The following is a 12651-nucleotide window of genomic DNA, read 5'->3' as shown; positions in this document are numbered from 1 at the left end:
CACAGACGGCGTCGACGTCTGATGGCTCTCACGAAAAGTTCCCGCTCTGCGTACCGCGACACCGTCCCGGGGTGCCCACCCATGGGGACCAGTCCCCGCCGCACAGGCTCCTCCCCGCCAACCCGGCCACGCCCGAGCCCCGCGCACCCACCGGACACGAAAGACCCGCCGCACCAGAAACGGTGCGGCGGGTCATTTCTTCCGCGCGGGTGTGAGTCCGCGCGGGCTCCCGAAGGTCTTAGGCGACGGCCTTGGGGGCGTTGACGTCCTCCGGCAGGGCGGCCTTGGCGGCCTCGCACACGGCGGAGAAGGCGTCGAAATCGCTGACGGCCAGCTCGGCCAGGATCTTGCGGTCGACGTCGATCTCGGCCAGGCGCAGGCCCTGGATCAGACGGTTGTAGGTGATGCCGTTCATGCGGGCGGCGGCGTTGATGCGCTGGATCCACAGCTTCCGGAACTCGCGCTTGCGGGCGCGACGATCGCGGTAGGAGTAGGTCATGGAGTGCAGCCACTGCTCCTTGGCCTTGCGGTAAAGGCGGGAGCGCTGGCCGCGGTAGCCCTTCGCGGACTTGAGGATCTCGCGACGCTTCTTCTTGGCGTTCAGGGAGCGCTTGACACGTGCCACAGTGGAACTTCCTTACTTATTCATTCGGGGGATGAGTGTTTGGCGGCGGTTCTGACGCTTCGTGTCAGGCGCGGCCGAGGAGGCGCTTGACGCGCTTCTGATCCGACTTGTGCACGTCCACGGTGCCCTTGAGCCGGCGGGTGCGCTTGGAGGGCTTGCTCTCCATCAGGTGGCGGCGGTTGACCTGCTCGCGACGCAGCTTGCCGGAGCCGGTGACCTTCACGCGCTTGGCCATCCCCTTGTGGGTCTTCTGCTTCATGGCTTCGTCCTCGTCAATCCCTGTTGCGGTTTACTTCTTCTTGTTGTTCTTCTTGCGAACTGGCCCGAAGACCATCGTCATGTTGCGGCCGTCCTGGCGCGGACGGGACTCGACGACGCCGTACTCGGCGATGTCGTCGGCCAGCCGCTCCAGCAGGCGGTAGCCCAGCTCGGGGCGGGACTGCTCGCGACCGCGGAACATGATGGTGACCTTGACCTTGGAGCCCTTCTCGAGGAAGCGCACCACGTTGCCCTTTTTCGTCTCGTAATCGTGCTCGTCGATCTTGGGACGGAACTTCTGCTCTTTGACCACAGTCCGCTGCTGGTTCCGGCGAGCTTCACGGGCCTTCTGGTCCTGCTCGTACCGGTACTTTCCGTAGTCCATGATCTTGCAGACCGGGGGCTTCGCCTTGGGGGCCACCTCGACCAGGTCGAGGTCGGCGTCGTAGGCGAGCTTGCGGGCGTCGTCGGTACGGACGACGCCGACCTGCTCGCCACTGGGTCCTACCAGGCGAACTTCGGGAACTCGGATTCGCTCATTGATGCGAGCTTCAGCGCTGATGTGTACTCCTCAAATAGCAGGGTAGATAGGGTCTGTACCGCGCCACTTGAGGGATCCCCCAACAAAAATCCTGCGCCACGCGGTGCGTGACACAGGAGATGCGTTGCGCTCCGCGGCCCGGCACGCCGTGCCGCGGGGTGTGGACCTGTGACCAGCCGGTCGCCCGGCGGCTGAAGGTGGGATGATCTCCTCTTGTGGCCCAGGACCGTCAGGTGGACGGTCTCGGGCGGTAGTGGCACGTACGTTACATGCACCGCCGTGTGCGTCCAAATCGGCGCGCGTGGCGCCCCCTTTCAATTGACGACGCCCGCGCCTACCGCGCGCGCAGCGCCACCACCGCGCCCGTGTCGTTGCGGCAGTCCATCGCGCCGTTACCGGCCGGCGTGCACTGCATGGTGTAGGTCTCGCCGGTCACGGGGCTGATGGCCTCGAACTGGGCGGTGTCGCCGTTGCCGGCGCGCAACGCGACGTTCTGGGCGAACGGGCAACTGGTCGCCTCTGAGGCGGCGTAGACGGACCAGCGCCCGCTGGCACCGCAGGAGCGCGCACCCTCGGGCGCCGGCTCGGCGCTGGTGGTCGTCGAGGTCGTCGGCTCGGAGCTCGATGTCGTCGTGCTCGTCGTGCTGCTCGAGCTGGTCGTCGTCGAGGACCGCGTGGTCGAGCTCGGCGTCTTCGACGTCGCGGTCGTCGACCGGCTGGTGGTGGTCAGCGACTGGCTCGTGGAGGTCTGCGGGGCCGCGGCGCGGTCCTCGTGGGAGCGGTTCGGACCGATGAAGACGACGTAGAGGAAGGCCCCGAGGATCATCACGCAGACCAGCAGGGCGGCGAAGATCGCGACGGCGGCCCACGGGTGGCGCTCGTCCGCGCGCGGCACGCGGTAGGAGTCGCGCGTGCCGGAGTAATAGCGCGGCCCGCCGCGTCGGGGCGAGGCCTCGCGGCCGTCGTCGTCGACGCGCGACAGGTCGGCGATGTCGTCGTCGCGGGGGTCCATGGTCCGCGTGATCCTCCGGTCTCTCGGACGTGGCGGTCGTCGACCGCCAGGTGAAATCGGCACCATCTTAACCGCACCACCCCCGTCGCCCTGATTCCCCGTCCGCCGGGACGCCGGGGTCGGGGCCGGCAACTAAACTTTGGCCCATGACACCACCGCCGAAGACCAGCGACGCCGCCGGTGCCGGGGAGCCGCCACGCCCCGAGCTCACCGACCTGGTGCGGCGCCTGGCGGAGCTCAACGCAGAGACCGCCCGCCTCAGCAACGACCTGCTGGACTACCTGAGCTCCGTGGACGAGGACGCGCGCCCCGCCCGTCCCGCCGTCTCCGGGGAGCCCGAGGCCACGGAGTCGGGTGTCGGACCGGAGCCGCAGCCGCACCCGGATGTCGCGGCCGGGGCGGTCGCGCCTGCGCCGCGCCCCCGTCCGGGCGCACCCGTCGCTCCCCGCCCGGCCCCGCGTCCTCGCGGGGCCGGTGCCCCGGTGCCATCCGGTGCCGCGGTTCCGCGTCCCGATGCGCACCAGGGGCCGCCCGCACCGCCCGGCCCTCCCGCACCACCCGGACCTCCGGGGCCGACCGGTCCCCCGCCGCGCGGGCCCAAGCCCCCTCGCCCGCCGCTCGACGCCGGGACGATCCGCGCCTCGGCTCCTGCGGGGCAGCGCCCGTGGGCGGCCTCCCGGCCCGCCGGTCCGCCGAAGCCGCCGCTGACGACCGAGCAGATCGTCATGCGTGTCGCCGCGGTCACCGGCGGCCTGATCGTCATCGCGGGTCTGGTGTTGCTGCTCGCGCTCGCCATCCAGCGCGGCTGGCTCGGCCCGCTGGGACGCGTCATCCTCGCCTACTTCGCCGCCCTGGCACTGCTGCCCGCGGCCGTCGCCGTCGACCGGCGCAACCGGGACGGTGAGAAGGACACGGCCGTCGCCGCGCTGTCGATCACTTCTTACGGGGGCGTGCAGGTCACCACGATCGGAGTGCTGACCTGGCTCGACTGGTGGCCGGACGCCGTGGGTGGCCTGGTCGCGGTGGTCACCTTCACCGCCTACCTCGTCATCGCCGTGCGGCTGCGGTGGCCCCGCCTGCTCGTCGCGATGGCCGTCATCGCTCCCCCGCTCGCCTGGATCCTCGGCAGCACCGCCAACTTCCTCCTGCCGCTGCTGTGGCTCCAGGGCGCCGCGCTCTTCCTCGTCTCCGTGTTCATCCCGCGCTTCGACCGCCCGCTGCACGCGGCCGCCGCGGCCTCGACCGTGCTCTGCCTGGTGCCCTTCCGGGCCGTGACCGCCAACGCCCTCTACCCCCTCTGGGTCCCGGTGGTCGTCATCCTCGGCCTCGGCCTGGCCTTCCTGACGCTGCGTCGTCGGCCCGCCAATGGCGCGGGTCCGGGCGGCGGGGTGTCCGTCTGGTGGTTCTCTGCTCCCGCGGCCCTGCTGGGGATGGGGCTCATGCCACCGGGCTCCACGGTCCCGTCCGCGCTGGTGGTGCTCACCGTTCTGGTCCCGCTCACGCTGTTCGGGGTCCACCTGTTAGCCCGCCCGGCGCTGCCGGAGCGCCACGCCTTCCTGCTCGGCGTGATCACCCTGGTGCTGATCCCCCTGAGCGCGGCCGTGGCCGCGCACAACATCGCGGACCTCGGCTTCTCGCCGCTGGACCGGCCGCTGGCCGACGGCCTGCGCGACCTCGCCGTCCACCTGGTCGTCGCCGTGTGCGTGGTGTTGGCCGCGCGGACCTTCCAGATCTACCCGCCGGCCCCGACACCGGGGCCGGACCTCGACCCGGAGAACCGCCACACCACCGGATCCGTCCCGTGGTGGGTCTGGCTGGCGCTGGTCTCCGTGCTGGCCGCCGTCCCGACGGCGGACGCCCTCGATCCTCTGCGCCCGGACCGGCTCGGCGACGCCTACCATGTCCTCACCGTGCTCGGCCTCATCGCGGTGACCGTCGCCGTCCTCACCCAAGCGCGCCGACTGACCGGCCTGCCGGTCGCGATCCGCTGGGTCGCCGCGCTCATCGTGCTGGGCCTGAGCATGACCGTGACCGTGACGCTGATCTGCGCCGCGGTCTTCGCCCTCGCCCCCGCCGCGGTCTCGACGGCGTTCCTCGTCGCCCACGGCCTCGTCTCCGTGGCCTGGATGGCCCTGGGCGCCTGGATCCTGATCGTCGGCCCGCGGATGAGCGACAACGTCTCGCTGACCGTCGGCGGGGTCATCGCCGGCGCCGCGGTGGTCAAGCTGATCATCTACGACCTCTCCGCGATCAGCGGCCTGCCGCGCGCCCTCGCCTTCATCGCCTGCGGCCTCATCCTCCTCGGCGTGGTGGCCCTGCGCCGCAGCTACGCCGATCACCGCAACGCCGGACGGCCCGCGGAGGCTCAGGACCCCGGGGACCGAGAGATCCCGGACCACCCCACCAAGGGGTGGGGCGCACCCGCGGCGACCGACGCGACGTCGTCAATCGAGGCCGGCGAGGCGGCGCCGGAGTCCGGGTGGGGCACTCCCCCGCGCGACTGACTCCGCCCGGCCGGGTCAGTTCTTCGCGGCCCTCTTCACACCGAGGACGTCTGCGAGGAACTTGCCGGTGTAGGAGCCCTCGACCGTGGCCACCTGCTCCGGGGTGCTCTGCGCGACGACCATGCCGCCGCCGTCGCCGCCCTCGGGGCCCATGTCGATGATCCAGTCCGCGGACTTGATCACGTCGAGGTTGTGCTCGATGACCACCACTGAGTTGCCCTTCTCCACCAGCTCCTGGATGACCAGCAGCAGCTTGCGGATGTCCTCGAAGTGCAGGCCCGTGGTCGGCTCGTCGAGGATGTAGATCGTGCGGCCGTTGGAGCGCTTCTGCAGCTCGGCGGCGAGCTTGACGCGCTGCGCCTCGCCGCCCGAGAGCGTCGTGGCCGCCTGGCCCAGGCGCACGTAGCCGAGGCCGACGTCGACGAGCGTGTTGAGGTAGCGGTGGATCGAGGTGATCGACTCGAAGAAGCCGGCGGCCTCGTCGATGGGCATGTCGAGGACCTCGGCGATGTTCTTGCCCTTGTAGGTCACCTCGAGGGTCTCGCGGTTGTAGCGGGCGCCGTGGCAGACCTCGCAGGGCACGTAGACGTCCGGCAGGAAGTTCATCTCGATCTTGATCGTGCCGTCGCCGTGGCAGGCCTCGCAGCGGCCGCCCTTGACGTTGAAGGAGAAGCGGCCCGGCTTGTAGCCGCGCACCTTCGCCTCCGGGGTCTCGGCGAAGATCGTGCGGATCTTGTCGAAGACGCCGGTGTAGGTCGCCGGGTTCGAGCGCGGGGTGCGCCCGATCGGCGACTGGTCGACCTGGACCAGCTTGTCCAGCAGGTCGACGTTCTCCACGCGGCGCACCCGACCCGGCACCTGGCGGGCTCGGTTGAGCTCGTTGGCGAGCACCTTGGCCAGGATCTCGTTGACCAAGGTCGACTTTCCGGAGCCGGAGACACCCGTGACACAGGTGAACAGGCCCAGCGGGAACTCGACGTCGATGCCCTTGAGATTGTTCTCGCGGGCGCCGACCACGCGCAGCTTGCGGTCCGGGTCGACCGGGCGGCGCTCGGCGGGCACCGTGATCTCGCGGCGGCCGGCCAGGTAGGCGCCGGTCAGCGAGTTCTCGGCGGTGAGGATGCCCTTCGGCTCGCCCTGGTAGACGATTTCGCCGCCGTACTCGCCGGCGCGCGGGCCGACGTCGACGATCCAGTCCGCGGCCCGGATGGTGTCCTCGTCGTGCTCGACGACGATGAGCGTGTTGCCCAGCTCGCGCAGGTTCTCCAGGGTGGCGATCAGGCGCTGGTTGTCGCGTTGGTGCAGGCCGATGGACGGCTCGTCGAGGACGTAGAGCACGCCCGCCAGGCCCGAGCCGATCTGGGTGGCCAGGCGGATGCGCTGGGCCTCGCCGCCGGAGAGCGAACCGGCGGAGCGGTCCAGGGTCAGGTAGTTCAGGCCGACGTCGAGCAGGAAGTGCAGGCGGGCCTGGATCTCCTTGAGCACCGCGCCGGCGATCTTCTCCTCGCGGTAGCCCAGCTTGAGGTCGTCGAGGAAGGCCGAGGCCGCCTCGATGGACAGCTCGGTCAGCCCCGCGATCGAGAGCTCGGTCCCGCCGCCGGCCAGGCGCACGGCGAGGATCTCCGGGCGCAGGCGCGCGCCCCCACAGGTCGGGCAGGCGACCTGGCGGGTGTAGGCGAGGAAGCGTTCCTTCTGGTGCTCGCTCTCCGCCTGGTCGAGCTTGCGGTGCAGGTAGCCGCGCACGCCCTCGAAGGGGGCGGTCCAGCTGCGCATGCGGCCGAAGCGGTTGCGGTAGCGCACGGAGACCTCGGCGTCGCTGCCGTCGATCACGGCGCGCTGCTGGGCGTGGGTCAGCTCGTTGAAGGGCGTCTTCGGGTCGAAGCCCAGCGCCTTGGCCAGGCCCTCGATGAGTTTGACGAAGTACTTCTTGTTCGGGCTGGAGTGCCACGGCTGCACGGCGTCGACGACCGGGGCCTCCGGGTCCGGGATCAGCAGGTCCTCGTCGACCTCGGTGCGCGTTCCCAGGCCGTCGCAGGCCGGGCAGGCGCCGTAGGGGCTGTTGAAGGAGAAGGCGCGCGGCTCGAGCTCCTCGACGTCGATGTGGTGGCCGTTGGGGCAGGCGAGGTTCTCGGAGAAGCCGCGGGTCAGCGACTCATCGTCGATGAACTCCGCGATGACCAGGCCGTCGGCCAGGCGCAGGGCGGTCTCCACGGAGTCGGTGAGGCGCTGCTTCTGGCTGGCCTTGACCTGCAGGCGGTCGACCACGACGTCGATGTCGTGCTTGACCTGCTTCTTCAGCTTCGGCGGGTTACTCAGCTGGTGGACCTCGCCGTCGACACGCACGCGCACGAAGCCCTGGGCGGAGAGGTCCTCGAAGAGGTCCACGAACTCGCCCTTGCGGGTGCGCACCACCGGGGCGAGCACCTGGAACTTCGCCTTCTCCGGGCCGGAGAGGATCTGGTCGACGATCTGCTGCGGGGTCTGGCGCTCGATGACGGCGTCACAGACCGGGCAGTGCGCGGTGCCGGCGCGCGAGAAGAGCAGGCGCAGGTAGTCGTAGATCTCCGTGATCGTGCCGACCGTCGAGCGCGGGTTGCGGTTGGTGGACTTCTGGTCGATGGAGACCGCCGGCGAGAGCCCCTCGATGAAGTCGACGTCGGGCTTGTCCATTTGCCCGAGGAACATCCGTGCGTAGCTGGACAGCGACTCGATGTAGCGGCGCTGCCCCTCCGCGAAGATGGTGTCGAAGGCCAGCGAGGACTTGCCCGAGCCGGACAGTCCGCTGAAGACCACCAGCGAGTCGCGGGGCAGGTCGACGTCGACGCCCTTGAGGTTGTGCTCGCGCGCTCCGCGCACCACCAGCCGATCGGCCAATTTCCGTCCCACCGTTCCTGAGAAGATTGTCGGGTCCGTCGGTTCTCGAACATAGCATCGAGCCAGCTCACGCCGCCAACGCGCGTCGTTAAGCTGGGGGCATGACCGAGCCGAACGAGAACGAGCAGACGAAGTCGAACGAAGCGAAGACTACCGACCGGACCGACCGGACCGCCACGCCGCTACAGCTGGCGGAGGTGTCCGTCTCCGCGATGGACAACAACTGCTACCTCCTTTACGCCGACGGCGAGGGCCTGCTCGTCGACGCCGCCGACGACGCCCCGCGGCTGCTGCGCCTGGCCGCCGACAACGACGTGACCATCACCAAGGTGCTGACCACCCACCGCCACGCCGATCACACCCGCGCGCTGGCGGAGGTCCTCGACGCCACCGGGGCCACCCACTACGCGCCCTTCCTCGACGCCCCGGCACTGCCCGCGCCCGTCGACATCGAGCTCAACCACGGCGACCACATCGACTTCGCCGGCCACGAGCTGCCGGTCGCCATCCTGCGCGGGCACACCCCGGGCGGGGCCGCACTGACCGCCGAGATCGACGGGCGCACCTGCCTGTTCGTCGGCGACTCGCTCTTCCCCGGCGGGCTGGGCAAGACCTCCGCGGAGGCCGACTTCCTGCGCCTCTACAACGACGTCACCTCGCGCATCTTCGACGTCTACGACGACGACACCGTGGTCTACCCCGGTCACGGCGCGGCGACCACGCTCGGGGCGGAGCGCCCGCATCTCGAGACGTGGTACCGCCGTCGCTGGTGACGCGGAACAAGTACAGTGAGACGGGTAGCGAACATCTACCTGTGAACCGAGGAGTGGTACACATGATCCGCAAGCTGGCCCGCCCCATGCTGGCGTCGGTCTACGTCATCGACGGCGTCGACACGCTCGTGAACACCGAGGCCCACATCGACAGCGCGGAGTCCGTGATCAACCGGACCCGCTCCCTGCTGCCGCGCAAGTACGCCCGCAAGGTCCCCGAGGACCCGGAGCTGGTGGCCCGCGCCCTCGGTGGCGTCAAGGTCGGCGCCGGTTCCCTGCTGGCCCTGGGCAAGCTGCCGCGCACGGCCGCCACCGCCCTGGCGCTGACCGCGGTGCCCACCCTGGTCGGCCGTTACGCCTTCTGGGAGACCCAGGACGAGAGCGAGAAGGCGGACCGTCGCTCCGGCTTCATCACCCACCTGGCCCTGCTCGGCGGCCTGGCGATCACCTCGGTCGACACCGAGGGCAAGCCGGGTGTCGCCTGGCGCGCCAACGACGCCGCCCGCCGTGGCAAGAAGAAGGTCCAGGCCGCGCTGCCGACCCAGTCCGAGACCGAGGAGTTCTCCGAGAAGGCGAACAACTGGATCCAGGACAAGGCCACCACCGTCCAGGACTACGTCGAGGACAACAAGGACGACTGGATCGACGCCGCCCGCGAGGGTGTCCAGAAGGTCGGCGAGACCGCCTCCGACCTGGCCGAGAAGGCCCAGGACTTCTTCGAGGACAACAAGGACCAGTGGCTGGCCGACGCCAAGGACAACGCCGAGACCGCCAAGAAGGGCGTGGTCAAGGCCGCCGCCAAGGCGCAGGACCGCTTCCAGGACGCCGCCGAGAAGGCGGAGAAGAAGGCCGACAAGAAGGCCAACTCCCGTGGCGCCAAGAAGGCCCGCAAGCGCGCCGACAAGCTGCGCAAGCGCGCCGACAAGGCGATCTCCAAGGCGCAGAAGAAGCTCGGCTAGTTCTCCGGCGCATTTTATGCCGACGTCGCGTCGGCCCCGCCCCCGCACCACCGGTGCGGGGGCGCGCGCATGTCCGGGTGCCTGCGGCACCCGGAGGCTGGGCCGCCGCGTCGCCGGGGGCCGACGCCGTGTGCCGATGCCTCGCCGTGGGCCGGCGCCACCCGCGGCGGGAAACGGGTATCCTGGTCGCTCTGTTCGTGACATGCGCACATCCGACGAGACCGGGAGGAAGGAAACAAGCGTGACCAGCCGGGACAGCGAGAAAGACACCGACTACGCCGCGGAGGTCGCGGCGGAGCAGGCTTACGCCGACGGCCTGTTCGCCCGGTTGGACGACGAGATCGCGCAGGCACGCGCCCGCCTCGACGAGGTGCAGGCCAACGTCGACCCCGCCAACCCCAAGGCCGAGGCCCTGGTCCAGCGCGAGACCGAGTACCACGGGCTCAACGAGCGCCTCGACCGCCTGGCGCTGGCCCAGCTGGGCCTTGTCTTCGGCCGCATCGACGTCGAGGACCCCACCGGCGACGGCGACAACCCCGTCCCCGGCGCGGACGGTCTGGACCGCCGCTACATCGGGCGCATGGGCCTCGACGCGCGCGAGGACAACTACCGCACGCTGCTGCTGGACTGGCGCGCCCCGGCCGCCCGGCCCTTCTACCTGGCCACCACCGCGCACCCGGAGGGGGTGCGCACCCGCCGGCACATCCGCATGCGCGGCCGCGAGGTCACCGGCGTCGACGACGAGCGCCTCTCCGGAGAAGCCGCCGCGGAGCTGCCGGCCGAGCAGGCGGCGAGCCTGCGCGCCGGTGTCGGCGGCGAGGCCGCGCTCTACGAGGCGATGCAGGCCGCGCGCACCGGGCGGATGTCCTCGATCGTGGAGACGATCCAGCGCGAGCAGGACCAGATCATCCGCGACCCCACCCGCGGCGTGCTCGTCGTCGAGGGCGGGCCGGGCACCGGCAAGACGGCCGTGGCCCTGCACCGCGTGGCCTACCTGCTCTACACGTGGCGCGAACAGCTGTCGCGCTCCGGCGTGCTCATCGTCGGGCCCAACCGCGTCTTCCTCGACTACATCTCGCACGTCCTGCCGGAGCTCGGCGAGACGGGCGTGGTGCTCTCCACCCTCGGCGAGCTCTACCCCGGGGTGAGCCCGGTGGCCGAGGAGCCGATGCTCGGCCGGGAGATCAAGGGCTCCGAGGAGATGGTCACCGTCCTGCGCGAGGCCGTGCGCGACCTGCAGGTGGTGCCCGACGACCCCCGCGAGCTGCGGGTCGGCTCGCTGACGCTGACCGTCGAGCCGGCGATGGTCAAGACCGCGCGCACCCGGGCGCGGCGCTCGCGGCGCCCCCACAACGAGGCCCGCGGCGCCTTCGCCGAGTCGCTGATCGACCAGCTGGCCGCGCAGATGGCGCAGCTGATCGGTGCGGACCCGCTCGGCGGCGAGAACCTGCTCGGCGCGGCGGACGTCGACCAGCTCCACGACGACCTCGCCGAGGAGCCGGTCGTGCGCGACCTGGTCGAGGAGCTGTGGCCGAGGCTGACCCCGACCGGGGTGCTGGCGGGCCTGCTCTCCTCGCGGGCGGCCGTGGACTCGGCGGCGCGCGCCTACGACGAGGAGACCCGCGAGGCGCTGCTGCGCGAGGACGGCGAGGCCTGGACGGCCTCGGACGCCGCCCTGCTCGACGAGCTCGCCGAGCTGCTGGGCGAGGCCGGCGAGCGCGACGACGACCCGGAGGAGAAGGCCGAGCGGCGCCGCCTGGAGGCCGCGCAGGCCGCCCTGGACGTCCTCGAGGGCTCGGCCGTCACGGACAACGACGACGACCAGTTCGACGCGGAGTACCTGGGCGCCTACGACGTCCTCGACGCCGAGGCCCTGGCCGCGCGCCAGGAGGAGCGAGACACCCGCACCACCGCCGAGCGCGCCGCCGCCGACCGCGGCTGGGCCTACGGCCACGTCGTCGTCGACGAGGCCCAGGAGCTGACCCCGATGGAGTGGCGCGCGGTCTTCCGTCGCTGCCCGGCCCGGTGGATGACGCTGGTCGGCGACATCGCGCAGAACGGCTCGCCGGCCGGCGTGGACAGCTGGGCGGACACGCTCGAGCCCTTCGTCGGCTCCCGGTTCCGCCGGCACTCGCTCAGCGTCAACTACCGCACCCCGAGCGAGGTCATGGAGGTCGCCGACGAGCTGCTCTCCCGCATCGACCCCGAGGAGCGGCCGGCCGAGGCCATCCGCTCCACGGGCATCCCGGTGCGTCGGCTCCCGGCGGGCACGGACCCCGAGGAGGTCGCCGACGGGCTGCGACGTGCGGAGCCGGAGCGCTCGGTGGCGGTGGTGCGCCCCGGAGCGGTGGGGGATCTCAAGGGCCTCGAGTTCGACCACGTCATCGTCGTCGACCCGGACGGCGTCGAGGAGGCCTCGCCCCTGGGCCTGCAGGACCTCTACGTGGCCGTCACCCGGGCGACGCGGTCGCTGACGCTGATCGGGTGACCCGGAAACCCGCCGAGAGCATGACGAAAGGCCGCGCGGTGATCCGCGCGGCCTTCTCTTTGATTCCCCCTCTCCCCCGGCCCGCCCGCCTCCCGCCCTCGGGACGGCGGAACGGGCGGAGCGGCGGAGATGTGGCCGGGGAGCCCTAGTCGACGGTGTGGACGATCATCACGTCGCAGTCGGACTGGCGGGCGACGTCGGCCGGCACGGAGCCGAGCAGGCGGCCGGTCAGGGAGTTGATGCCGCGGTTGCCCACCACGAGCAGGTCGGCGCCGAGGTCGGTGACGATCTGCATCAGGGCGGAGACCGGGGCGCCGGGGCGGACCTCGGTCTCGATCTTGTCCACGCCGAACTTGCGGGCGTGCTCGGCGGCGGTCTCGAGGTTCTTCTGGGCCGGGTCGTCGCCGAGGATGGTGACGGACTCCTGGCGCAGGGTCTTCGACGCCTCTTCCTTGTTCTCGTAGTACGCGCACCCGATGACGAGGGTGGCGTCGAAAGCGGCCGCGATACGGGCGGCGCGCTCGACCGCGAGCATCGAGGAGTTGGAGCCGTCGGTGCCGACGACGATCTTCTCGTACGTGTCGCTCATGTGACCTTCCTTAGACTGCTGTCAACTG

10 protein-coding genes are annotated in these 12651 nt (G+C 70.9%); 4 read left to right on the top strand and 6 right to left on the bottom strand.

Features of this window, described 5'->3' with window-relative positions:
- Positions 1 to 238: 238 nt before the first annotated feature.
- From rplT to QQA02_RS01265, 4 genes are all read right to left on the bottom strand, one after another.
- Positions 239 to 625: a 50S ribosomal protein L20 gene (gene rplT, locus QQA02_RS01280; RefSeq protein WP_075663904.1), complete on the bottom strand. Its 387-nt coding sequence runs from the start codon at positions 623 to 625 to the stop codon at positions 239 to 241.
- 64 nt (positions 626 to 689) lie between these two features.
- Positions 690 to 884, bottom strand: coding sequence for a 50S ribosomal protein L35 (gene rpmI / locus QQA02_RS01275; RefSeq protein WP_075663905.1), 195 nt, complete (start codon positions 882 to 884; stop codon positions 690 to 692).
- 30 nt (positions 885 to 914) lie between these two features.
- A complete protein-coding gene (gene infC, locus QQA02_RS01270) occupies positions 915 to 1445 on the bottom strand; it encodes a translation initiation factor IF-3 (protein ID WP_075663906.1) in 531 nt (176 codons plus the stop codon).
- A gap of 313 nt (positions 1446 to 1758) precedes the next feature.
- Entirely contained in the window at positions 1759 to 2436 is a 678-nt protein-coding gene (locus QQA02_RS01265) for a hypothetical protein (RefSeq protein WP_284863027.1), read from the bottom strand.
- A 725-nt stretch (positions 2437 to 3161) separates the two neighbouring features.
- On the opposite strand from QQA02_RS01265, the gene QQA02_RS01260 reads away from it, so the two are divergent.
- Positions 3162 to 4940 carry a DUF2339 domain-containing protein gene (locus QQA02_RS01260; protein ID WP_284863026.1) on the top strand — a complete coding sequence of 593 codons (1779 nt, stop codon included), beginning with the start codon at positions 3162 to 3164 and terminating at the stop codon, positions 4938 to 4940.
- Between the two features lie 15 nt (positions 4941 to 4955).
- Here QQA02_RS01260 and uvrA read toward each other — a convergent pair whose 3' ends face one another.
- Entirely contained in the window at positions 4956 to 7814 is a 2859-nt protein-coding gene (uvrA, locus tag QQA02_RS01255; protein WP_284775177.1) for an excinuclease ABC subunit UvrA, read from the bottom strand.
- Positions 7815 to 8026: 212 nt separating this feature from the next.
- On the opposite strand from uvrA, the gene QQA02_RS01250 reads away from it, so the two are divergent.
- From QQA02_RS01250 to QQA02_RS01240, 3 genes are all read left to right on the top strand, one after another.
- Positions 8027 to 8587: an MBL fold metallo-hydrolase gene (locus QQA02_RS01250; protein WP_284863054.1), complete on the top strand. Its 561-nt coding sequence runs from the start codon at positions 8027 to 8029 to the stop codon at positions 8585 to 8587.
- A gap of 62 nt (positions 8588 to 8649) precedes the next feature.
- Positions 8650 to 9546: a DoxX family membrane protein gene (locus tag QQA02_RS01245; RefSeq protein ID WP_284775179.1), complete on the top strand. Its 897-nt coding sequence runs from the start codon at positions 8650 to 8652 to the stop codon at positions 9544 to 9546.
- A gap of 202 nt (positions 9547 to 9748) precedes the next feature.
- On the top strand, positions 9749 to 12034 hold the full coding sequence (locus tag QQA02_RS01240) for a HelD family protein (protein WP_502870957.1): 2286 nt from the start codon (positions 9749 to 9751) through the stop codon (positions 12032 to 12034).
- 145 nt (positions 12035 to 12179) lie between these two features.
- On the opposite strand, the gene QQA02_RS01235 is transcribed toward QQA02_RS01240, so the two are convergent.
- Positions 12180 to 12623, bottom strand: a complete 444-nt coding sequence (locus QQA02_RS01235; RefSeq protein WP_284775181.1) for a universal stress protein — start codon at positions 12621 to 12623, stop codon at positions 12180 to 12182.
- Between the last annotated feature and the right edge of the window lie 28 nt (positions 12624 to 12651).

This window comes from Corynebacterium sp. MSK006 (assembly GCF_030232385.1).
Taxonomy (GTDB): Bacteria; Actinomycetota; Actinomycetes; order Mycobacteriales; family Mycobacteriaceae; genus Corynebacterium; species Corynebacterium frankenforstense_A.
This window is presented reverse-complemented; position numbering and strand designations above follow the sequence as displayed.